At 68.9% G+C, this 21781-nt stretch carries 17 protein-coding genes; 6 read left to right on the plus strand and 11 right to left on the minus strand.

Annotation, left to right across the window (positions count from 1 at the left end; genetic code table 11):
- Positions 1-617: 617 nt before the first annotated feature.
- On the plus strand, positions 618-2681 hold the full coding sequence (locus tag CYFUS_RS41645) for a D-(-)-3-hydroxybutyrate oligomer hydrolase (RefSeq protein ID WP_232537105.1): 2064 nt from the start codon (positions 618-620) through the stop codon (positions 2679-2681).
- Positions 2682-2720: 39 nt separating this feature from the next.
- On the opposite strand, the gene CYFUS_RS41650 is transcribed toward CYFUS_RS41645, so the two are convergent.
- Complete coding sequence (locus tag CYFUS_RS41650; protein ID WP_095990258.1) at positions 2721-3362, minus strand: hypothetical protein; 642 nt, start codon at positions 3360-3362, stop codon at positions 2721-2723.
- Complete coding sequence (locus CYFUS_RS41655; RefSeq protein ID WP_095990259.1) at positions 3359-4258, minus strand: alpha/beta hydrolase; 900 nt, start codon at positions 4256-4258, stop codon at positions 3359-3361. The genes CYFUS_RS41650 and CYFUS_RS41655 overlap by 4 nt, the downstream gene beginning before the upstream one ends.
- Between CYFUS_RS41655 and CYFUS_RS41660 the strand changes: the two genes are divergently transcribed.
- On the plus strand, positions 4257-4901 hold the full coding sequence (locus CYFUS_RS41660) for a glutathione S-transferase C-terminal domain-containing protein (protein ID WP_095990260.1): 645 nt from the start codon (positions 4257-4259) through the stop codon (positions 4899-4901). The two genes, CYFUS_RS41655 and CYFUS_RS41660, sit on opposite strands and share 2 nt — an antisense overlap.
- 123 nt (positions 4902-5024) lie before the next feature.
- On the opposite strand, the gene CYFUS_RS41665 is transcribed toward CYFUS_RS41660, so the two are convergent.
- Complete coding sequence (locus CYFUS_RS41665; RefSeq protein WP_095990261.1) at positions 5025-5786, minus strand: hypothetical protein; 762 nt, start codon at positions 5784-5786, stop codon at positions 5025-5027.
- 623 nt (positions 5787-6409) lie between these two features.
- Here CYFUS_RS41665 and CYFUS_RS41675 point away from each other — a divergent pair.
- Positions 6410-7171, plus strand: coding sequence for an SDR family NAD(P)-dependent oxidoreductase (locus CYFUS_RS41675; protein WP_095990262.1), 762 nt, complete (start codon positions 6410-6412; stop codon positions 7169-7171).
- Between the two features lie 21 nt (positions 7172-7192).
- Here CYFUS_RS41675 and CYFUS_RS41680 read toward each other — a convergent pair whose 3' ends face one another.
- Together CYFUS_RS41680 and CYFUS_RS41685 are read right to left on the minus strand one after the other, a co-directional pair.
- The gene (locus CYFUS_RS41680; RefSeq protein WP_095990263.1) at positions 7193-9778 is read right to left on the minus strand and encodes a penicillin-binding protein 1A; all 2586 of its coding nucleotides are present in this window, start codon (positions 9776-9778) and stop codon (positions 7193-7195) included.
- Entirely contained in the window at positions 9775-10740 is a 966-nt protein-coding gene (locus CYFUS_RS41685; RefSeq protein WP_095990264.1) for an RluA family pseudouridine synthase, read from the minus strand. The genes CYFUS_RS41680 and CYFUS_RS41685 overlap by 4 nt, the downstream gene beginning before the upstream one ends.
- Positions 10741-10783: 43 nt before the next feature.
- Between CYFUS_RS41685 and CYFUS_RS41690 the strand changes: the two genes are divergently transcribed.
- A complete protein-coding gene (locus tag CYFUS_RS41690) occupies positions 10784-12259 on the plus strand; it encodes a pentapeptide repeat-containing protein (protein WP_095990265.1) in 1476 nt (491 codons plus the stop codon).
- Between the two features lie 16 nt (positions 12260-12275).
- On the opposite strand, the gene CYFUS_RS41695 is transcribed toward CYFUS_RS41690, so the two are convergent.
- Positions 12276-13253 (minus strand): MBL fold metallo-hydrolase, encoded by a 978-nt coding sequence (locus CYFUS_RS41695; protein ID WP_095990266.1) that lies wholly within the window; start codon positions 13251-13253, stop codon positions 12276-12278.
- A gap of 234 nt (positions 13254-13487) precedes the next feature.
- Here CYFUS_RS41695 and CYFUS_RS41700 point away from each other — a divergent pair, with 234 nt between their 5' ends.
- The gene (locus CYFUS_RS41700; protein ID WP_095990267.1) at positions 13488-15902 is read left to right on the plus strand and encodes a PAS domain-containing protein; all 2415 of its coding nucleotides are present in this window, start codon (positions 13488-13490) and stop codon (positions 15900-15902) included.
- 1 nt (position 15903) lies between these two features.
- On the opposite strand, the gene CYFUS_RS41705 is transcribed toward CYFUS_RS41700, so the two are convergent.
- On the minus strand, positions 15904-16833 hold the full coding sequence (locus CYFUS_RS41705) for a DMT family transporter (protein ID WP_198316320.1): 930 nt from the start codon (positions 16831-16833) through the stop codon (positions 15904-15906).
- Between the two features lie 141 nt (positions 16834-16974).
- Between CYFUS_RS41705 and CYFUS_RS41710 the strand changes: the two genes are divergently transcribed.
- Complete coding sequence (locus CYFUS_RS41710; RefSeq protein ID WP_095990268.1) at positions 16975-17529, plus strand: cytochrome c oxidase assembly factor Coa1 family protein; 555 nt, start codon at positions 16975-16977, stop codon at positions 17527-17529.
- A 107-nt stretch (positions 17530-17636) separates the two neighbouring features.
- On the opposite strand, the gene CYFUS_RS41715 is transcribed toward CYFUS_RS41710, so the two are convergent.
- From CYFUS_RS41715 to fsa, 4 genes are all read right to left on the minus strand, one after another.
- Positions 17637-18602 carry an electron transfer flavoprotein subunit alpha/FixB family protein gene (locus CYFUS_RS41715; protein WP_095990269.1) on the minus strand — a complete coding sequence of 322 codons (966 nt, stop codon included), beginning with the start codon at positions 18600-18602 and terminating at the stop codon, positions 17637-17639.
- A gap of 45 nt (positions 18603-18647) precedes the next feature.
- On the minus strand, positions 18648-19445 hold the full coding sequence (locus tag CYFUS_RS41720; RefSeq protein WP_095990270.1) for an electron transfer flavoprotein subunit beta/FixA family protein: 798 nt from the start codon (positions 19443-19445) through the stop codon (positions 18648-18650).
- A gap of 181 nt (positions 19446-19626) precedes the next feature.
- Positions 19627-20763: an acyl-CoA dehydrogenase family protein gene (locus tag CYFUS_RS41725; RefSeq protein WP_095990271.1), complete on the minus strand. Its 1137-nt coding sequence runs from the start codon at positions 20761-20763 to the stop codon at positions 19627-19629.
- 246 nt (positions 20764-21009) lie between these two features.
- Positions 21010-21666, minus strand: coding sequence for a fructose-6-phosphate aldolase (fsa, locus tag CYFUS_RS41730; RefSeq protein ID WP_095990272.1), 657 nt, complete (start codon positions 21664-21666; stop codon positions 21010-21012).
- Between the last annotated feature and the right edge of the window lie 115 nt (positions 21667-21781).

Here is a 21781-nt window from a genome sequence, read left to right on the forward strand (position 1 = left end):
CCACCGACACCTGCACCCCCGGGCCCAGCCGCACCACGGCGCACGCCTCCACGGTCACCGGGGCGCTCAGCGACAGGCTCGGCGTGCTCCACGGGCGCTCCCGTGGGCTCGGCACAGCCAGGGTCCACGGGCGGTTCCACCTCCGGGCTCGAGCAGCCCACGAAGCAGAGGCTCACGACTCGCCAGGTCCATTCACGAGGCCACTTCGAGTTGCGCATGGGGTCCATTGCTCCAAGTCGCGAGGACAAGGGCTCGACCGTAGCGAGTTCCCTCCCCTCAGGCGCTCTCCGTCACGCCTCGACGCATGACGGTCGTCATCTCATCCAAATCAGCCATGGTTCAAGGAGAGCACCCTCGTTCACCGCGAGTACGTAAGCGACCGTCCGTTCGAGACGGTGGATGTATGTGATTGGCGATCCACTGCTCGCCCGGACGATGCCGCGGCACGACGTCGCCATGGGGCCGCGTGGTTCCGGTGCGCGTGTTCATCTCCGAGCACCCGGGCAATGGGGCCGGCGCCACCTGGGCGATGACGTGCCGTCATCGCCGATGACGCGCCTGGACAACTCGCTGAAAGGGCCAGGAGCCCCTGTCGCCAGACGCCCAGAAAACGGAAGATGGATGGCGACATGCACAAAAACACCCATCCCTTGGTCATTGCCAGCGCGACGCTCCTCACCCTGATTTCCTGTAAGGGCGAGAACAGTGGCCCGCTGAACCAGAAACCCGGTTATCTCGGCACGGTCACGGCCACCTCATACGACGGCAACAGCGACGACCTGCTCACCGCGGGCCTCGGCGCCAGCGGCATTGCCGCCACCACTCCACCCGCCTATGCCGATCCCAACAACCCCACCGCGGCCGAGCTGCGCCGCAACGCCATCTACACCAACTACAGGGCCGTGCTCGATATCTCCGCCAACAGCGGCTACGGCACGATGTACGGCCCGAACGTGAACGCGGCGGGCGTGGCGACCACCGACACCGGCAAGGTCGCGGGCACCGAATACATCGCCTATGCGGACGACGGCAGCGGCACGCAGAACGTGACGCTGATGGTGCAGGTGCCGGCCAGCTTCGATCCCACCCACAATCCCTGCATCGTCACCGGCACTTCCAGCGGCTCGCGCGGCATGTACGGGGCGATCGGTAGCGCGGGCGAGTGGGGCCTGAAGCACCATTGCGCCGTCGCCTACACGGACAAGGGCGGCGGCACCGGCCTCTATACCTTCGACGACGACAACGTCAACCAGCGGAACGGCACGCGCGCGACGCGCACGGCCGCGGGCAAGGACGCCCTCTTCGCGCCAGCCCTCGGCGACGCGGAGCGCAGCGCCTACGCCACCACCTTCCCCAACCGTATCGCCTTCAAGCACGCGCACTCCCAGCAGAATCCCGAGAAGGACTGGGGCAGGATGACGCTGCAGGCCGTGGAGTTCGCTTTCTATGTGCTGAACGAGCAGTACGGCGAGCTGGCGCCGGACGGCAAGAGCAGGCTCGTGCGCCTGACGCCCGAGAACACATGGACCATCGCCTCCAGCATCTCGAACGGCGCGGGCGCGGCGCTGCTGGCCGCCGAGCAGGATACGAAAGGGCTGATCGACGCCGTGGCCGTGACCGAGCCGCAGATCCAGCCGAAGAGCAGCACCGGCTACACGGTCAATCAGGGCGGAGCGAGCGCGGCGGCGCAAGGCAAGTCCATCCTGGACTTCTCCAGCTACGCGGCGCTGTACCAGCCCTGCATCGCCGGTGCCGCTGGCCGTTGCGCATCGCTGGTCGCCAAGGGCCTGCTGTCGGGGGCCGACCTGACGGCGCAGATGAACGATGCCAAGGCGCGCATGAAGGCCTACGGCTGGCTGCCGGAGTCGGAGCCGCTGCAGAGCCTGCACGCGCTGAGCAATCTCCTCGTCGCGGTGACCTACGTGAACGCCTACGGCAGGTTCTCGGTGACCGACCACGTCTGCGGCTTCAGCTGGGCGAACACCGATGCGAACGGCAATCCGGTGGCCTTTACCGCCGCGCAGAAGGCCGTCAGCTTCGCCACCCTGAGCGGCCTCATCGGCACGCCGGTCTATGAGAACTCGGTGGGCGGCGCCAAGGTCTACAGCGCGGCGATCTCCCCTTCCACCAACGTGGCCGACCAGGCGCTGGACGGCTTCCTCTGTCTGCGCTCGCTGGTGACGGGCGTGGACGCCGTCACGGGCGCGCCGCTGACGGGCGAGACGGCGGCGCAAAGCGCCCGCGTGCGCGCAGGCATCGCCGAGGTGCAGGCGACAGGCGACCTGCACGGCAAGCCCGCCATCATCGTGGCGGGCCGTAACGATGCGCTGATCCCGGTGAACCACGCGTCGCGCGCCTACCTGGGCCTGAACGCGGCGGTGGAGGGCAACAGCAGCAAGCTGCGCTACATCGAGGTGACGAACGCCAACCACTTCGATTCCTTCGCCAGCGCGCTGCCCGCCAGCATCGTGCCGCTGCACGTCTATCTCTTCCGTGCGCTGGACGCGGCCTTCGCCCATCTCAAGAGCGGTGCCGAGCTGCCGCCCTCACAGGTCGTGCACACCGTGACACGGACGGACGCGACGACGCCGATCACGAACACCCATGTGCCGCCGATCTCGGCGTCGCCGGGGGCGAACGCGATCAGTGTCAGTGGCACCACGGTCGACGTCCCGAACTAAGCTCCGGCTCCGGCCGGAGCTTTCATGCTTCCTCCCGCGTCACGGCGAGGGCGTCTCCGGGACCCGTCCGGTCTCCGGGTTCGAGCCCGCGCCGTACCAGTCCAGGGAGAGCAGCACATCACCGCGCCAGGTGGCCTGGACGCCGCGCTCCAGGTCCACTCCGGCGCGCGCGGAGAGGGCGAGACCCACGGCCCCCAGCCGCCCCCGCCCTCCAAGGAGCAAGCGCAGGGGCACGCGCGGTCCGCCCGTCCGCAAGAAAGCCTCGAGTCCGGCCTGGGCGCCGAGAAAGCCCTCCACGTGCGTGCCGCCGAGGCCCACGAAGAGTCCCGCGTGGGGCCCGAGTCCCACGTCGGCGGGGCCCCGCACCACCCCATACGCGGTGAGACCGAGCTGCGCCGAGGCACTGAAGAGCCCCGGGCCCGGGGAGAGCTGCCACTGGCCCGCGCCGCGCAGTTCCAGCACACCGGGCGTGGGCTGGACGAAGAACTCGCCGCCGTAGGCGGTGGGACGGGTGTCGGGCTGGGGGGCCTGGGCCAGGAGGAAGCCCACGCCCACGCCCTGCGTTCCCCCGAGCAGTGACAGGTGCGAGGCATCCACCCGGCCGCGCGCGGTGAGCAGGGGCGCCTCGGCGGCGGCCACGGGGGCGAGCAGCAGGGCACAGGAGAAGACGAAAGGCTTCATCGGACGGTCACCTCGGTGCCGGGCACCTGGCGGAGATCATCGGCGCCCGTGCCGTTCCCGGCGAGCGCGGCGTGGAGGAAGCGCGCGAGCACCTCGGAGATGCGCTCGTGCGCGGTGTCGAGCGGCTCGGTGGGTGCACAGCCACCTTCCCGATCCTTCTGGTCGCTGACGGTGAACTGGTAGTGGGTGACGCCTTCGAGCACGACGAGCACCGAGGGCGAGGGAAGACGGGAGGCCTCGTCCCGGACGCGAGGCAGCAGGGCCGAACAGTCCAACGCTCCCGCGAGCGAGAGCGAAGGCAACGCGAGCGTGGGGACGCGCTCGGCATCGGCGGGGTCGGGGTAGCTGGCGAGCAGGGCGAGTGCCGCGAAGCCGCCCTCGAGCGCGAGCTTGCTGGCGATGACGCCGCCGAGCGAGTGCCCGGCCACGGCGATGCGCGAGGGGTCCACGAGGTCCGTGAGCAGCGAGCCCTCCGGGGGCTCGACGAGGAGTTGCCGGGCGGAGCGGCCATTGTCGATGGCGGTCAGGGCGAAGTCGAGGGGGTGCGACGGCAGTGCGACGACATGGCCGCGGGCGGCGAGGGACTCGGCGAGCCAGAGATAATCCTCGGGGGGGACGAAGGCGCCCTGGACAAGGACGAGCGCCGGGAGCCGCGAGCCATCGGCGGGCCGGATGGGGCGTCCTTCCGAGTCCGAGGGAAACAGCACCCGCACCGGGACGAGGTCCGTGTGGCGGGCGCGCACCTCGAAGAGGGCCTCGGCGACGGGAGTGGGTCCGGTGCGCAGGAGGCGGCCCTCGGTGGGCGCGGGAAGCGCGCAGCCCGCGAGGACGAGCCACGGCAAGAGCAGCAGGAGGGACGCCCAGGGGCGCGGGGGTGGGTGGGTGAACGGGCTCATGGTGGACACCGAATCAGAACTTCCCGTCGGTGGGGAGTCCAATGAGCACTTCGTACCCGTGCTGCTCATCGGCGACACCGAGGCGGTGGGCGACTCCACCGACATCCTCCAGCGCCTCCAGAAGCTCGCGGGCCGCACCTTCCACGGCACGACGGACCCCAAGCTCGCCGGCGAGGCCAACCTGTGGGAGGAGTTCGCCGATACCTCGCTCTCCGGCTTCCTCGTCAGCGCTCGCTGGGCCGACGAGCGCAACTGGGCGCGCTTCCGCGACACGGCCTTCTCGAGCCTACCGGGGCCCCTGCGGCGCCTCATCGGCGGACGGTTGCGCAAGCGCATCGTGAAAGGACTCGTGGCGCGTGATGTCTGGCGCGCGGGTCCCGAGGTGTGCTGGCGGCGCTTCCAGGAACTGCTCGACTCGTTGGAGGCTCGCGCCCCCGAGGAGGGCTTCTGGCTGGGGACGTTCTCCGCCGCGGACATTGCCCTGTTCAGCCAGCTCTTCAGCCTGCGCCAGGACCTCACCCCGTGGCAGCGCGATCAGGTCGCCGCGCGGCCCCGGCTGACGCGCTATCTGGACCGGGTGGACGCGGCCACCCGGGGCCCCCACACGGCGAGCGAGGCCCAGCCTCGAACCCCGGTGACCTGACCCGCTCACGACGGCGGGTCCGAGCCAGGCAGCCGACATTGGCGGCGCGAACTCTCTCCATGGACCGCTGGGTGAACCCGACGTGGACACCGTGTTCTACGTCAACAACCACGGCGAATTACCCTAATGCCGCCCCAACTCCCTGTCCCAGGCGGCCAACTGTACGGACACCGTGAATTTGTAGGCGCTGGAGAAATCCTTGAAGCGCTCCAGGGAAAGCGCGCAGAGGCGCTCGCGCAGGAAACCCGGGTCGCTGAGCACCTCGCGGTGCTTCAAGTCAGTGTCTTCCTTCGCCAGGATAGGCATCATCCGGAGCACGGCCTCCAGACAATCCTCTCGGGTCGCGTGAGACATGCGCTCCACGGTCAGAGCGATGTGCTCGCGGACCGAGGCAGGGCCTCCAGGGCACCATGCCTCCAGGGTCTTGCGATAGATCTCCTCCATGAGTTCTTCCAGGGTGTACTTCTTGCCAAACCAGAACGCATAGCGAGGGCCCTGGAGCACGTCCCAGAAGCGGAGCACCGAGGCGAGCCGGTTCGCCATGCGCTCAGCACCCCGTAGAGGAGGCGGAGACACGACATGGTAGAGGGCCCCCCAAGGGGTGCTCAGGCAGAAGGACTCGAAGGCATCTTCCGTGCGCTGGACTTTCTCCGTTGGGACGCCTTCATGCAGGTCCATGAAGACGCCGACGAACAGGTGCACCCACCAGCGTGTGTGATTCAAGTCGAATTCGGCCCCTGGACGCACCACCAGTACCTCGCCGGGCAGCACCTGGCGCATCTGCCGGGGCTGGGGAAAGGCACCGGTCTTGAGGTACTCCCGAGCCCACCAGTGGCCCTCTGCTCTCACCTTGCGAAGGATGGCGGCAGAGGAGCCGTAGAGCATCGCTGTCTTCTACCTTCTGGGCCGCCCGCTCCTTCCAGGAGGCATTGGGCTTCTTGCGCCGGTAATTCCAGCGGTACAGAGTCACACCGGACTCTGGCGTGCGCCAGGACAAATGCCACAGTGCACCCCCATTCTCGAATTCGAGGAAGAGGGACCCCTCGAAGCCAGTGCCTCCCACGAGTTTCTTGTCAGGATTGACGGCCTCATTGAGCGCCGTCAGCAATGCTGCAGGGGTGCTGCAAAGTGTATTCTATTCCAATGGCCTCATGTGCGGCCTTGCCAAGAAAAGCACCCCAGGGCTCCCTGGAGTCCGGCTTACGGCCAGGGAGCGTGAAGGAGGGTGGCTCCGCCTGGGCACCGAGGGCCGCCACGAGCACCAGGAGAAAACCTGCCAACCCCAAGGTGTTACACGTCCTGGTTCCACGCCCTTTCCTATCCAACAGGCTCCTCCCGGTGCGGTGCACGATTGGGGAAGAGACCATGCAGAGGTCGGCTCATGAAATGGCCTCTGCAGTCCCGGCGTCGTTCAGCCCCTTGATACTCGCAGCCCATCCGCGCCGCTTTCCCTCCCCCGCCGGGGCGTTCCGTGGCAATGAAGCCCCCGGATTCAGGGAGGCACACACATGGCGGAGTCGAGCTATCGGACGGCGTTGATCACGGGGGCCTCGAGTGGCCTGGGGCGCGGGCTGGCCCTCTGGTTCGCCCGGCGAGGGGTCAAGGTGTACGCGGCGGCCCGGCGCAAGGACAACCTGGAGGCGCTCGCCCAGGAGGCCCGCGCGGCCCATGCCCACATCGAGCCGGTGGAGTTGGACGTCGCCCAGGCGGACGCCACGCTCGCCCGGGTGCGCGAGCTGGATGATGCCTGCGGCGGGTTGGACCTCATCGTCGCCAACGCCGGCTTCGGCCAGGAGACGTCCGGCAAGCGAATCAAATGGGAGACGGTCAAGCGGGTCATCGACGTCAACGTCAGCGGAGCCGCCGCCACGTTGAGCGCGGTGCTGCCACGCATGGTGGAGCGCAAGCGGGGCCACGTCGTGGGCGTGGCCAGCATGGCCGCCTTCCGGGGCTTGCCGCGCAACGCCGCCTACTCCGCCTCCAAGGCCTTCCTCCACATCTTCCTGGAGAGCCTGCGCGTGGACCTGCAGGGCACGGGGGTGAAGGTGAGCTGCCTCTACCCGGGCTTCGTCAAGAGCGAGATGACGGCCCAGAACAAGTTCGCCATGCCCTTCCTCCTGGAGACGGACGCGGCCGTGGAGCTCATGGGCCAGGCCATCCTGCGCGGGGAGGCCCAGTACGCCTTCCCCTGGCAGATGGCGGGCGTCATGGGCCTGGTGAAGCACCTGCCCAATGGCCTCTTCGACGGCATCGCGCGCCGCGCCCGCTGAGGCCCGGCGCACGGGGCGCGCTCAGGGCGCGCCCATCATGAAGTCCTGCGCGCCCACGGCGCCCTTCTCCGGGGCCACGTCGTCGGGCTGGGTGCCCTTCTTGAACCAGATGTTCACCGCGTCCTTGTCGCGGGCCCCCGCCGCGGCGAGCTTCCCCGTCTTCTTGTCGATGCGCAGAAGCCGCAGGTTGTCGCGCATCCACTCGGGCGGCCAGAACTCGTACTGGGGACGCGCCGCGAGCGCCGGCTTCATGTAGTTGAGCCAGATGGGCAGCGAGGCGCGGCCACCCGTCTCGTAGCGGCTGAGCGGGTGCTCGTTCTTGTCGTAGCCCACCCACGTCACCGTCACCAGGTCGCGCGTGTAGCCGGCGAACCAGGTGTCGAAGGAGTCGTTGGTGGTGCCCGTCTTGCCCGCCGCGGGCTTGCCCAGCCTCTGCGCCGGCCCGCCCGTGCCCTCCTGCACCACGCCGCGCAGCATGGACGTGAGGATGAAGCCCGTCTCGGGGCTCATCACCTGCTCGCCCGGCTCGAACAGCCGCGCGTAGCCCGCCGCCACCCGGTCCTGCAGGGGCGCCCAGGGGTCATCGTAGGAGGTGTGATCCTCCAGCGTGCGCCCGAAGCGATCCTCCACCTTGCGCACGAAGTACGTGGGCTTCTTGCGGCCGTAGCGGTTGAAGGTGGCGTACACGTTGGCCAGGTCGTACGGGTACACGCACGAGGAGCCCAGCGCCGCGGAGAAGTCCATGTTCATGGGCGTGCTCAGGCCCAGGCGCGTGGACCACTCGGCCATGTTCTTCACGCCCACCGCGCCGAACGTCTTCACCGCGGGGATGTTCATCGAGTTGACCAGCGCCGTGCGCAGCAGCACGTCGCCGAGGAACTCGTCGCTGTAGTTGTCCGGCTTCCAGGACACGCCGCTGTCGGGGTCATGCTCGACGATGGGCGAGTCCACGATGATGGTGGCGCCCGTCCACCCGAGCTGCTCGAGCGCCGCCGAGTACACCAGCGGCTTGAAGGAGCTGCCCGGCTGGCGGCACGCCTGGAAGGCCCGGTTGAACTCGTTGGCGTCGAAGTCGTAGCCGCCCACCATGGCGGTGAGGTACTGGCGGTGCGGATCGATGGACACCAGCGCGCTCTGCAGCTCCGGCTCCTGCTCCAGCCGGAAGAGCGGCACGCCCTGGGGGATCTCCTTGTCCAGCTTGCGGTCGAACTGGACGTTGTCGTCCGTGAGTTCCTTCTGCACCACGTGGCGAACCACGAGCACGTCGCCCACGGCGACGGCCTTCTTGACGGAGGTGAGCTGCGCGCCCGGGTAATAGCCCTCGGGGTTGACCTTGCGCGCCCAGCGCATGCCGAGCAGCGGCAACAGGCCCTTGTGCGGCCCCACCTGCACCTGCGCACCCGAGCCGTCCGACTCGATGCTGGTGACGAGCGCCACGTAGAACTTGTTCTCCACGAGCTTCTCGTCGCCCATGACCTTGATGGCCTTGTCGAGGAAGGCGCGGCGCTCCTGCTCGGTGGCCAGCTGCTGCACCGGCCCGCGGTAGCCCTGGCGCTTGTCGATGGCGAGCAGCCCCTCGAGCACCGACTCCTGGGCGGCGCGCTGGCGCTCGCTGTCCATGGTGGCGAAGATCTTCAGACCCTCGTTGAGCAACGCCTTGTTGGTGTAGCGGTCCACCATGTTGCGGCGCACCTGCTCGGTGAAGTACGGGGCGAACTCGTGGAAGACGTCCTCCACCGGGTACACGCGCACCGGCTCCTCGTCGGCCTGCTTGCGCTCGGCCTCGGAGATCATCCCCTCGTCGCGCATGCGCCGCAGCACGTACGAGCGGCGCCTCTTGGCCGCCTCCGGCCGCAGGAAGGGCGAGTAGCGGCTGGGCGCCTGGGGCAGGCCGGCGATGAGCGCCATCTCCCCGAGCGTCAGGTCGCGCACGTCCTTGCGGTAGTAGTTCTCCGCCGCGCTCTGCACGCCGTAGCTGTGGTGCCCGAGGAAGACGTTGTTGAGGTAGAGGTAGAGGATCTCCTCCTTGGTGAGCGCCTCCTCCAGGCGCCGGGCGAGGATGGCCTCGCGCGCCTTGCGCGTGAGGTTCTTGGCCGTGGCGGACGCGTAGCCCTCGGCCTCGATGAGCACCGCCTTGGCCGTCTGCTGCGTCAGGGTGGAGCCACCCTGGGTGCTGCCGCCCAGGCCGATCTTCTTGGAGATCGTCTTGAAGGCGGCGCGCGCCGTGCCGAGCACGTCCACGCCGTGGTGATCGAAGAAGCTCGAGTCCTCGCTGGCGATGAAGGCCTGCACGAAGCGCTTGGGGATGTGCTCGTAGGGCACGACCTTGCGCCGGTGGTGGTAGAACTCGCCGGCCAGCACCGCGTCGTCGGTGAAGACCTCGCTGGTGATGGGGGGCCAGTAGCGGCTGACCTGGGGGATGTCGGGCAGCCCGTCGGAGAAGTGGTAGTAGAGGGCGAGGCCCGTCACGCCCGCGGCCGTGGCGCCGGTGAGCGTGGCCCAGGCGGCGAACTTCAGCAGGCGCACCCACCAGGCGCGCTTGGGAGGGACACCGTCGAGCACCAGCTTCGACTCGGAGCGGTTGGGCTTGGGGGATTTCGTGCTCATGAGGGATCCAGCGCGGCGCGCTTCAACACGTCCTTCAACTCCGGCGGCAACGCCGCCTCCACTGCCACCTTGCCCTGATGGGCCGGGTGGGGAAATTCGATGAACTCGGCGTGCAGGAACAGCCGTTTGAGACCCCACCGCGCCCGCACGTCCCGGTTGAAGGCGAAGTCTCCATACTTCTTGTCGCCCGCCACCGGGTGTCCGATGGCCACCAGATGCCTTCTTATCTGATGGGTGCGCCCGGTTTCGATGACGCAGGAGAGGAGGGCTGCCTCGCTCGACTGCCGGATGACCTTCCACCGGGTAATGGCGTCCTGCATGTTCACCCCACGACGGGCCTTGGACTCGGCCGTCTGCTGGTGCTCGGCGAGCGGCAGGTTAATGACCCCGGAGTCGCGTGGCATCTTGCCCTTCACCAAAGTGAGGTAGCGCTTGCGCGGATGTCCGTTGGTGAAGAGATCCGTGAAATGGACCATGGCCGGGCGGCGCTTGGCCACCAGGATGACGCCGCTGGTCTCCCGATCCAAGCGGTGGGCGGGACTGGCGGTGAAGTCGTTGCGCGTGGCCTTGGGGCCGAGGTAGGCGCGCACATAGTCCACGAGGGTGCCCCCGGTGATGCCGCTGCCGGTGTGGACGGCCATGCCACTGGGCTTGTTGACGGCCATGAGCCAGTCGTCCTCGAGCAGGATGTCCAGCTCGGAGGGGTCCACCGTGGGTACGGGTGCGGGTTTGCGCTCCTCGGGCGCGGAGGGGGCGAGCAGCTGCTCCTCGGTGCCCCGGATGGAGATGGTGTCCCCGGCAGCCAGGGGCTGCTCGGGTTGGGCACGCTTGCCGTTCACCCTCACCTTCTTCACGCGAATCATCTTGAAGAGGTGAGAGGTGGGCACGTTCGCGAGCTTCTTGCGGAGGAACTTGTCCAACCGCATGCCCGCGCTGTCTTCCTCGATTCGGAACTCGATCATTTGACTGGCGCCCGGACCACACCACACCGATAAATTCGGGTCCATGCCGAAAGCCCCCACGATTGAACAGCTCCTGCAGAACGGAAGCGCGGACTGGAACCGCCTGCGCAAGGCCGGCAAGGTGCCAACCGAGCACACGGGAGCGACCTTCTCGCAGCTCTTCTCCGCCAACGCCGACCTGTCGGGCCTCGGGCTGGTGGGCAGCGAGTGGGAGCGCTGCGACCTGTCCAAGATGAACTTCCGGGACGCGGACCTCTCCAACGCCTACTTCCACGGAGGTCGCATGCAGGACTGTGACTTCCGCGGTGCCAACCTGGAAGGCGCCACCTTCGAGAAGCTCAAGCTCCTGCGCTGCGACTTCACCGGCGCCCAGGGCCTGGAGGAGGCGGACTTCGACGACGTGGACATGGACCGCGTCGTCGGCCTGGATGGTCAGGAAGCGCCCCCGCCCCCTCCCCCGCCCGTCCAGGGCATCACCGCCTTCACCCGCGAGCAGCGCGACAAGGTGATGGGACCGGGAGCGGTGCTGGGCCTGCCCTCCGCGGAGGCCCCCGCCGAGGGCGAGCTGCCCCCCTTCCGGCCCCAGGACAACCCCGGCCAGCTCTTCTTCCGCGCCCTCAAGCGGCTGGGGGCCCCGCCGGTGTGGGTGCTCGACGTGCCCGGCCTGCGCCCCCTCATCCCCACGCGCCTGCCGCCGGGCAGTTCCCTGGAGACGCTCTACCGCGAGTCGGTGAAGACGCGTCTGGAGAACAAGAAGCCCTCGGCGGATCCGGCCGCCGTGGAGCGCGCCCAGCGCTCGCTGCGCATGGGCTCCAAGGACGCCAACATCGCCGCCATGTACCTGCGCGAGGTGGGTGTGGTGCCCGCCTTCCGCTTCTCCGCGGCCAAGGTGCTCAAGGAGGCCCTGCGCGAGGAGCTCCAGGTGGATGACCTCACCGGCACGGTGGACCCGCGCACCACGGGCGCCCTGCTGGAGCTGCGCCTGCCCCAGGAAGTGGTGGAGCACACCCACGACGTGCGCCGCCGCCACGCCGCCACCCAGCTCTACACCTCCCTGCTCGAGGCCGGCTTCAACCCGGAGAACAACTGGGACGAGGCGCTCGAGTCGGCCGACGCCGCCATGGAGCTGGCACAGCTGGCCACCGGGGACGACCGGCAGGCCCTGCTCGAGGGCTTCCAGGTGTTCGCCGCCCTCCCCGAGGAGGCCCGGCTGCGGCGCCTGGCCTACCTCGCCGAGGCCCTGGGCCACCTGGAGCTGCTCGGAAGGCTGCCCGAGGGCATGGAGCCCGCGTGGCTCACCGGCCCCGAGACGCGCGAGTGTCACGACCGGGAGATGACCTACGTGCAGTCGCTGCGCGCCGAGGACATCCCCAAGAAGGTGCCCGCGCTGGGCAAGAGCGAGCTGGGCGTGCCCGAGGGCGAGGTGCCCGAGGAGAGCGACGAGGATCTCTTCGTCCACCTGCGCTGTGACGTGTGCGGCAAGGAGAAGCTCATCGTCCAGTCACCCGGCGAGGCGTGAAGCGGCGGGAGGGGTGCTACAGGAGCGCGAGCTGCCGGGGCTGCCCGAGCGCTCGCGCGTCCAACCCCTCCCCGCGCAACACCTCGGCCAGTTCCTCGGCGAAGCCGTGGTGGGTGAGGATGTCGCGGGCGCCGGTGGCCTTGGCATAGCGCACCAGGGACGCGCAGTCGGCGTGGTCGGACACCGGGAAGGCCACGTCCGCGCCGTAGCGCCGCGCGGTCCCCGGTCCATCCAGCGCCCAGCCGGTGAGCACGGCGGTGGCCCGGGGCCAGAAGGGCGCGAGCGCCCCGTTGCGAGCCAGGTGCGGTGGGAAGAAGAGCACCTCGCCCGGCTCCACCCGGCCATCGAAGCGGCGCATGCGCTCGATGGGCACCCCCAGCTCGCCATAGAGCACGGCCACCTCGTGGATGGACTCATGCGCCACGAGCGAGAAGCCCCGGCCCGACAGGTACTTCATCGCCTCCTGGCTCTTGCCCAGTGAATAGCCCAGGAGCACCGGCACCGCGCCACGCTCCAGGTGGCGGCGCACCCAGGACTCCACCTCCCCGAGCACCTCCTCGCGCGGCGGAAAGGCGTAGCGCGGGTGCCCGAAGGTGGACTCGATGATGAGCAGATCGCACTCGGCCACCTGGGCGGGCTCGGCGGTGAGGGAGGGCTCGAGGTTCAGGTCCCCCGTGAAGACGATGCGCTTGCCGTCCTCGCGGATGATGCGCAGTTGGGCGCTGCCGAGCACGTGGCCTGCGGGCAGGAGCTCGAGCGAGAGCGGGCCCAGGTCGAAGGGGCGACCATAGGGCGCGGGCAGCGGCGCGGCGACCTTGCCCAGGCGGTGCGCCATGAAGCGCAGCGTGGCGGCCGTGGCGATGGTGCGCTCGTGCCGGGCGATGTGGTCCGCGTGCGCGTGACTCACGAAGGACAGCGGCGTCTTCCGGGTGGCGTCCAGGAACAGGGGCGTTCCGGCCAGTTGCAACCCATTCCTTCGCAGTTCGACGCTCATGAGAGACGTTGGGTATAGCGCGTCCGGGCGGGCGTGCACCTCTTCTGGCCCCTCTCGCCCGGATGCCGGGCGGGCACCGGAGCGATCCCTCGCGCATGGCCGTCTGGGAGACATCGCTGGGGGCTCCAGTGTCACCCCGCGACCAGGGCACCCCTCACCCGGGGAAGTGGGGAAATACATTGTGCTAGCACGCCGCCGCCCCGCCGAACGCACATACACCGGAGACCGAGCCCAATGCCCCAGGTGGCCGACTTCATCGAGAACAACCGCGACCTGCTCGTCCGGCGCTTCCTGGAAGAGGCGGGCAAGCTGGAGTCGGCCCGGGGGCTCAAGCCCCACCAGCTCATCGACACCATCCCCGAGTACCTCGCGACACTCGCCACCATCTCCCGCCAGGGCCACCGGGGAGACCCCGAGGCGACCAAGCGGCGTCTGGAGGAGACGCATATCGGCCTGCGCCTGCGCTCCGGCTACAACCAGGAGGAGACGACGAGCGAGTACGTCCTCCTGGGACGCCTCATCTCCTCGCTCTGGGAGCACCTGCCCCAGCGCGAGCAGCCCCCCTACCCGGACAAGGCGCTCCTGTTCACCGAGCTCCAGGAGGCGATGAACCAGGTCATCGTCACCTTCAGTGGCTACAGCCTGGAGGACCAGCAGCGGGAGAAGCTCTTTCTTCGCCGCCTCGAGGCGATCGCCTCGGAGCTCTTCGAGACTCCCGAGACCCCCGTGCCCCTCCACGAGCGGATGCACGCCCTGGTCGAGGTCGTCCAGCAAGCGGTGAACGCGGACGCGGCCGCGCTCCTGCTCGCGCACCCGGACACCACGAGACTCCTGCCCACCATGTACACGGGCCGATGGAGCGGCCAGGTCGACGCCGAGCCCGTGGAGGATCCGGAGTCCTTCGTGGGCCGGCTGGCGGCCTCGGAGGAACCCCTCACCCTGGCGGACGCGACGGACGCCCATGTCCCCCTCGCCGAGGGCATCCGCCGCAGTGGCCTGCGCTCGCTGCTGGGCTTGCGGCTGTGGTCCCACGGCAAGCTGCTCGGGGTGCTGTACCTCGGCGTCGCCGAGACGCGGATCTTCCAGCCCCAGACCCGGCGCTACCTCGAGACACTGGTGGAGTACCTCTCCGGCATCATCGAGAAGGCGCTCCTGCTCCAGCGGCTGCGCGCGAGCAACGAGCGGCTGCGCGCCTCCGAGACGTTCCACCGGATGGCGACCGAGGCCATCAGTGATGCCCTCTGGGACTGGAACCTGCTGACGGACTCCCTCGCCTGGAGCCCCAGTGTCCAGACGCTCTTCGGGTACAGCCCGCAACAGCTCGGCCCGCACATCTCCGGCTGGTCCGACAACATCCACCCCGAGGAGCGCGAGCGCATCCTCCACTCCGTCCACGAGGCCATCGACGGGGGCGGCACGCGGTGGAAGAGCGAGTACCGCTTCCGCCACCAGAACGGCGATTACGTCCACGTCACCGACCATGGCCTCATCGAGCGCGACGCGCGGGGCAAGGCCGTGCGGATGGTGGGGGCGATGCAGGACATCACCGCGCGGAAGATGGCGAGCGCGGCCATCCAGGAGAGCGAGGAGCGGCTGCGGGTGGCGGCCTGGGCGGCGGAGCTGGGCACCTGGGACTTGCAGCCAGTCACGGGCGTGCTGCGCTGGGACGAGCGCGCCAAGAGGCTCTTCGGTCTACCTCCCGAGACCCATATGACGTACGAGCTGTTCCTCTCGCGGCTCCACCCGGAGGATCGCGAGCGCACGAAAGCCCTGGTGCAGCGGGCGCTCGCGGGAGAGAACGGGGGCGAGTACCGCACCGAGTACCGGACGCTGACACGGGGCCCCACGGGGGAGCATCGATGGATCCGCTCGGCGGGCCGAGCCATCTTCGAGGGCAAACAGGCGGTGCGCTTCATCGGCGTGCTCCAGGACGTCTCCGACCGCAAGCGCCAGGAACAGCAGGCGCGCACGCGGGCGGAGTTCGAGGAGCAGCTCATCGGCATCGTCTCCCACGATCTGCGCAATCCCCTCAACGCGATCGCCCTGTCCGTGGCGGCGCTCCTGCGGCACGATGACCTGAGCGAGCGGCAAGCCAAGGGCATCGCGCGCATCCAGGCCGCGGCGGAGCGCGCCACCCGGATGATCCGCGACCTGCTCGACTTCACCCGGGCCCGGCTCGGTGGGGGCATCCCCCTGCAGCGCGGCTCCTGTGACTTCCACGCGCTCACCCAGCAGGTGGTGGAGGAGGTGAGGCTCGCCCACCCCGAGCGGGACGTGCACCACGAGGGAAGCGGCCTGGGCAAGGGCGAGTGGGATGGGGACCGGCTGGCCCAGGTCATCACCAACCTGGTGAACAACGCCCTGGCCTACAGCCCTCCGGGCACGCCCGTGCGCGTGGAGACGCGCGGCGAGGATGGCGCCGTCCTGCTCCGCGTGCACAACATGGGCGATCCCATCCCCCCCGAGTTGCTGCCGCGCCTCTTCGAGCCCCTGACCCGGGGCAAGGAGAAGGCGGGCACGGCCAGCCGCAGCATCGGCCTGGGCCTCTACATCGTGCATCACATCGTGAATGCGCACGGCGGGCGCGTGGAGGTGCACTCCAGCGTGGAGGAGGGCACGACCTTCACCGTGCGGCTTCCCCGCGGCTGACTCACCCCCCGGTGGGCGCCGAGGCCCTCCCGGGGAAGAAGCGCGCCCAGAGCACCCCACTCACCTCGGCCACCAGGACGCCCAGCACGATGAGGCCGCCGCCCACCCACTCGCGCGGACCGAGCCGCTCGTGGCCGATCCCCACCGAGGACAGCGCCGCGAAGACGGGCTCCGTGCAACAGAAGAGCGCCACGCGCACCGCCGTCGTGCGGGCCTGCGCCCACACCTGCAGGGTGAGCGCCAGGGCACTGGCGGCGACGCCGCAGAACAGCGCCGCGCCCACGAAGGACGGCGTCCAGTGCACCCGCGCGCCGGTGAAGGGCAGGCAGAGCACGGACAGCAGCGCCACCACCCAGAGCTGCACCGCCACGAGTGCCACCACGTCCGTCTTCGCGGCGATGCGGTCGGTGAAGAGGATGTGGAAGGCGTAGGCCGCCGCGCCCCCCAGCGTCAGGACATCCCCCGGGGAGAGTCCCTCGCGCAGGTTCGCGCCGGTGAGCGCGTAGAGCCCCACCGTGGCTATCGCCACGCCCGCCCACGAGGAGGCGCGCGGCATCCGGCGGAAGAGCGCCCAGCCCAGCACCGGCACCAGCACCACGTACGTCCCGGTAATGAAGGCCGAGCGCGACGGCGTGGTGGACACCAGGCCCAGCGTCTGTAGGGCGAAACACAGGAAGAGGAGCACGCCCAGTGCGCCGCCTCGCAGCAGCGTGGCCCGCTCGAGCATCTTGCGCCGGGCGATGACCGAGAGCGTCAGCGCGCCGATGCAGAAGCGCAGCCCGAGGAAGGAGAACGGATCCCCATGGCCGAGCGCGTCCTTGACCATCACGAAGGTGACGCCCCACAGGGCATTCATGAGGAGCAGCACACCATCCACCTGGAGGCGCTCGAGGGAGGCCCGGGGGCCAGGGGTGACGAGGGGCGTGCTCACGGACGGGCTCGGCAAGACACGAAGGGGGAAGGAATACCTCCGCCTTTTGGCCTACCCTCCGGTGCGATGCAACAAGCGGGCGGCGCTTGCCGGCCCTGGAAGAAGCGCTAAGAGGGGGCGCTCGCCGCCAGGAGAACGACCATGAGCACGACGTCCGAGGGCCCCATCACCCCCCAGAAGAGTTGGTTCGGCCGCAACTGGGCCTGGTTCATCCCCATGGGGTGCCTGGGCCTGCTGTTGTCCTGCGGCTGCCTGGGTGCCCTCATCGCGGGCCTCACCTTCAAGAGCCTCCGCGACAACAACGTCGTCACCGAGGCGCTCGCCCGGACGAGGCAGTCGCCCGAGGCCCGCGAGGTGCTCGGCGAGCCCATCGAGGCGGACTGGAAGGTCCAGGGCTCGTTCTCCACCACCAACGGCCAGGGCTCGGCCCAACTGGCCATTCCCGTCCGCGGCCCCAAGGCCGAGGGCACCCTCCACGTGGAGGCCTACAAGCGCGACTCGGACACGTGGACCTTCACCACGCTCGAGCTCGACGTGCCCGACCACCCGGAGCTCAACCTGCTGGGCGACGCGCCCTCCGCCCCTCCGGGCACCATCCCCGCCCGCCCGGACCTGCCCGACGTGGAGCCCCTGCCCGACGAGGAAGAGATGCAGGAGGAGCCCCCCGCTTCCGACGACAAGGACGTCGAGCTGTAGCCCCCCGCAACGCCGAAGGGGCGGCCGCGAGGGGACACAACCCCCGCCACCGCCCCTTCATGGAAGACCCGAACCCGAGCGGGCCCGGACCTCCTGCCACCCGGGGACTACTTGGCCTTGTGCACGGCCTCGCGCAGCGCGGGCAGGATCTTGAAGAGATCATCCACCAGGCCGTAGTCCGCCACCTGGAAGATGGGGGCCTCGGGGTCCTTGTTGATGGCGACGATCGTCTTGGAGCTCTTCATGCCCGCCAGGTGCTGGATGGCGCCGCTGATGCCCGCGGCGATGTAGAGCTGGGGCGCGACCACCTTGCCCGTCTGGCCGATCTGGAGATCGTTGGGCACCCAGCCGGCGTCACACACCGCGCGGGACGCGCCCACCGCGGCGTTGAGCTCGTCGGCCAGCGCCTCGATCTCCTTGAAGTCGCCCTTGGTGCCACGGCCACCGGAGACTACCACGCGCGCCTCGGTCAGCTCGGGCCGCGCGCTCTTGACCTCCTTGAAGTCCACGAACTTCGTCTTGCCGCCCTCCACCTTGGGGGAGAACGTCTTGACCTCGGCGGCGCCCTGGCCCCCGGCGGCGGCCGGGAACTCGGTGGCGCGCAGGGTGAACACCTTCACCGGCGTGGTCAGCTTCACCTCGGCGAAGACGTTACCGGCCCACATGGGGCGGTTGAAGACGATGTCCGCGCCCGAGCCCCCGAAGCCCAGCACGTCCGTGGCCATGGCGGCCTGCAGCCGGGCAGCCACGCGCGGCAGCAGATCCTTGCCCTGGGCGGTGGAGGCCGCGCCCACGAAGGAGGCGTTGAGGCTCTTGGCCAGCTCGGCGATGGCCGGGGCGTACGTCTCGGCCAGGTAGTGCTCGAACTCGGGGGCCGCGGCGGTGTGCACCACCTTGGCGCCCAGGCCCTTGAGCTCCTCGGTGACCTTGGAGGGATCCTTGGAGAGCAGCACCAGGTGCAGCTCGGCGCCCGCCTTGTCCGCGAGCTGCTTGCCCGCGCCCACGGCGTTGAGGGTGGCCTTGCGCAGGTGGCCGTCCGGCTGCTGCTCCGCGACGATGAGAACGATCGACATGTTCGACTCCAATGCTTGTCGGAAGAAGGAAGGAAGGGGCCCGGACTACAGGGCCTTGGCCTCGTTGCGCAGCTTGTCCACCAGCGTCGCCACGTCCGGCACCCTGATGCCGGCCTTGCGCGCGGGGGGAGCGGCCATCTTGAGCACCTGCACCTTGGGGGTGACGTCCACGCCGAGCTTCTGCGGGGTCAGCTCCTCGATGGGCTTGCTCTTGGCCTTCATGATGCCCGGCAGGCTCGCGTAGCGCGGCATGTTCAGGCGCAGGTCCGTGGTGACCACCGCGGGCAGCGTGCACTCGATGGTGGCCAGTCCGTTGTCCACCTCGCGCACCACGCGCACCGACTTGCCATCCGCGCCCAGCACCAGCGCCGGCGACTTGCTCTTCTCCTGCTCGCTCTCCAGCGACTCGACCTTGGAGGCGAACGTGGCCTGGCCCCAGCCGAGGTACTCGGCCAGGTACTGGCCCACCTGGTTCTGGTCATCGTCGATGGACTGCTTGCCCAGGACGACCAGGTCCGGCTTCTCCTTCTCCGTCACCTTCTGCAGCAGCCCCGCCACGCCCATCTGATCCAACGCGCCCGTGTGGTTCACCCACACCGCGCGCGTGGCGCCCATGGCGAGCGCGTGCCGCAGCTGCTCCTGCACTTCCTTGCCGCCGATGGAGACCACCACCACCTCGCCGCCATGCTTGGCCACGAGGCGCAGGGCCTCCTCCACCCCGATCTCATCGAAGGGATTGATCTTGTACTTGAGCCCCTCCTTCACGATGTCCGAACCGTCCGGCTTCACCTTGATCTTGGACTCGGGGTCTTCCACGCGCTTGGCGGTGACGAGGATCTTCACGGTCGTTCTTCTCCATTCCGAAGACGAAGAGCGGCTATCTCCCACTCGAAAAGGCGGGGGCGTCATGTCGGATGACGCACCGCACTGGGGAGATAATCGAGGGCATTGATTTTCGCATCAACACCCCCGACCGGCAACCGGGAAGCGCGCGCGGACTGTAGGATTTCTTATCCGACGAGTCCTATTTGAACAGCTCCTTGGCGATGACGAGCCGCTGCACCTGGCTGGTGCCCTCGTAGATTTGAATGAGCTTGGCGTCGCGCATGAGCTTCTCGACCGGGTATTCCTTGATGTAGCCGTAACCGCCGTAGACCTGGACGGCGTCGGTGGCGACCTTCATGGCCATGTCGGCGGCGAAGCACTTGGCGTAGGAGGACAGGAGGGTGTTCTTCTGGCCCTGGTCGAGCAGCCAGGCGCTCTCGTGGCAGAGCAGACGCGCGGCGTGGGTGTTCATGGCCATGTCGGCGAGCATGAACTGGATGGCCTGGTGCTCGCGGATGGGCTTGCCGAAGGTGCGGCGTTGGCTGGAGTACTCCAGGGAGTACTCGAGGGCGGCGCGGGCGATGCCCACGGACATGATGGCGGTGATGGGACGGCTGTTGTCGAGCGTCTCCATGGCGATGCGGAAGCCCTCGCCCTCCTCGCCGATGCGGTTGGCCACCGGCACGCGCACGTCCTCGAAGGTGAGGGTGACGGTGTCGCTGGCGCGCTGGCCCATCTTGTTCTCGTGCTTGCCGGGGGTCAGGCCCTTGGGACGGCCCTCCACCACGAAGCAGGTGATGCCCTTGTGCTTCCTGGCCTTATCGACCGTGGCGAACACCGTGTACTGGTCCGCGTGGCCGCCGTTGGTGATGAAACACTTGGAGCCGTTGAGCACGTAGTGGTCGCCGTCACGCACGGCGGTGGTGCTCATGTTGGCCACGTCCGAGCCCGCCTCCGGCTCGGTGAGACAGAAGGCGGCGAGCTTGAACTTCTCCGTGAAGGGGGTGAGCAGGCGCTTCTTCTGCTCCTCGGTGGCGCCCACGACGATGGGCAGGTTGGCCAGATCGTTGGCGGTGATGGAGGTGGCCATGCCCGAGCAGCCCCAGGCCAGCTCCTCGTAGGCGAGGAGCTGGTCGAGGTGCGCCAGCCCCAGGCCGCCGCACGACTCGGGGATGTTCATGTTGAGCAGGCCATTCTCCCAGGCGGAGGCGATGATGTCGCGGGGGAACTCGCTCGTCTCGTCGTGGTGGGCCGCCTTGGGGCGGATGACCTCGCGGGCGAACTTGCGCGCCATCTCCTGCAGGGCGCGCTGGGATTCGGAGAGCTGGAAGTCCATGGGGTCCTCGCTGCGTGGGGCCGGGACCGCGTGGGCGCGAGGAATCCGTCCTCTCCGCCAGGGCCCCAGACGACTGTAGGTGCCCAGACGAATACTCCGCGGCCCGGAATTCCGCCAGTCCGCCCACCCCCTCGCGAGGCCCGCGCTCGCTCGTTCCCCCTGATGAAACGAGAAGGCCACCGGCTCCCGTGAAGGAGGCGGTGGCCCGTGGACTTCAATGGCGTTCCCGGAAACCGGGGTTGTGTCTCAGGGCTTGGCGGCCTTGGGAACCTTCTCCCAGTCGGCCAGGAACTTCTTGATGCCCGCGTCGGTGAGCGGGTGGTTGGCGAGCTGGGCGATGACGCTGAAGGGCAGCGTGGCCACGTCGGCGCCCATGCGCGCCGCCTGCAGCACGTGCACGGGGTTGCGCACGCTGGCCACCAGCACCTGCGTCTGGAAGTCGTAGTTCTGGTAGATCTCGATGATGTGGGCGATGAGCTCCATGCCGTCCTGGGAGATGTCATCCAGGCGGCCCACGAAGGGCGAGATGTACGTGGCGCCCGCCTTGGCGGCCAGCAGCGCCTGGTTGGCGGAGAAGCACAGCGTCACGTTGGTCTTGATGCCCTCGGCGGTGAGCGTCTTGACGGCCTTCATGCCCTCCACGCCCATGGGGACCTTCACCACCACGTTCTTGTGGATCTTGGCGAGGCCCCGGCCTTCCTTGACCAGCTCGTCGGCCTTCTCGGAGACGCACTCGGCGCTCACCGGCCCATCCACGATGGAGCAGATCTCCCGGATGGTCTCCTCCAGGCCCCGGCCCGCCTTGGCGAGCAGCGACGGGTTGGTCGTCACACCATCCACACAGCCCATGTCGTAGGCGGTGCGGATCTCCTTGATGTCGGCGGTATCGATGAAGAACTTCATCTCGTCCCCTCTCCAGGTTCAGGTCAGCGGGCGGTTGGGCCCTCTTCGAGTCAACCCGCGGGGTGGGCTCAGGCACTCCCGAGTGCCCGCCGGGCGAGGAGGCGCGTAGCCGATG

Source organism: Cystobacter fuscus (assembly GCF_002305875.1).
Classification (GTDB): domain Bacteria; phylum Myxococcota; class Myxococcia; order Myxococcales; family Myxococcaceae; genus Cystobacter; species Cystobacter fuscus_A.

Bases quoted from the DNA above. Each gene is read 5' to 3' on its own strand.
- CYFUS_RS41645 (WP_232537105.1), top strand. From the start codon at position 618: ATGGATGGCGACATGCACAAAAACACCCATCCCTTGGTCATTGCCAGC.
- CYFUS_RS41650 (WP_095990258.1), bottom strand. From the start codon at position 3,362: ATGAAGCCTTTCGTCTTCTCCTGTGCCCTGCTGCTCGCCCCCGTGGCC.
- CYFUS_RS41660 (WP_095990260.1), top strand. From the start codon at position 4,257: ATGGTGGACACCGAATCAGAACTTCCCGTCGGTGGGGAGTCCAATGAG.
- CYFUS_RS41655 (WP_095990259.1), bottom strand. From the start codon at position 4,258: ATGAGCCCGTTCACCCACCCACCCCCGCGCCCCTGGGCGTCCCTCCTG.
- CYFUS_RS41665 (WP_095990261.1), bottom strand. From the start codon at position 5,786: ATGCTCTACGGCTCCTCTGCCGCCATCCTTCGCAAGGTGAGAGCAGAG.
- CYFUS_RS41675 (WP_095990262.1), top strand. From the start codon at position 6,410: ATGGCGGAGTCGAGCTATCGGACGGCGTTGATCACGGGGGCCTCGAGT.
- CYFUS_RS41680 (WP_095990263.1), bottom strand. From the start codon at position 9,778: ATGAGCACGAAATCCCCCAAGCCCAACCGCTCCGAGTCGAAGCTGGTG.
- CYFUS_RS41685 (WP_095990264.1), bottom strand. From the start codon at position 10,740: ATGATCGAGTTCCGAATCGAGGAAGACAGCGCGGGCATGCGGTTGGAC.
- CYFUS_RS41690 (WP_095990265.1), top strand. From the start codon at position 10,784: ATGCCGAAAGCCCCCACGATTGAACAGCTCCTGCAGAACGGAAGCGCG.
- CYFUS_RS41695 (WP_095990266.1), bottom strand. From the start codon at position 13,253: ATGAGCGTCGAACTGCGAAGGAATGGGTTGCAACTGGCCGGAACGCCC.
- CYFUS_RS41700 (WP_095990267.1), top strand. From the start codon at position 13,488: ATGCCCCAGGTGGCCGACTTCATCGAGAACAACCGCGACCTGCTCGTC.
- CYFUS_RS41710 (WP_095990268.1), top strand. From the start codon at position 16,975: ATGAGCACGACGTCCGAGGGCCCCATCACCCCCCAGAAGAGTTGGTTC.
- CYFUS_RS41715 (WP_095990269.1), bottom strand. From the start codon at position 18,602: ATGTCGATCGTTCTCATCGTCGCGGAGCAGCAGCCGGACGGCCACCTG.
- CYFUS_RS41725 (WP_095990271.1), bottom strand. From the start codon at position 20,763: ATGGACTTCCAGCTCTCCGAATCCCAGCGCGCCCTGCAGGAGATGGCG.
- fsa (WP_095990272.1), bottom strand. From the start codon at position 21,666: ATGAAGTTCTTCATCGATACCGCCGACATCAAGGAGATCCGCACCGCC.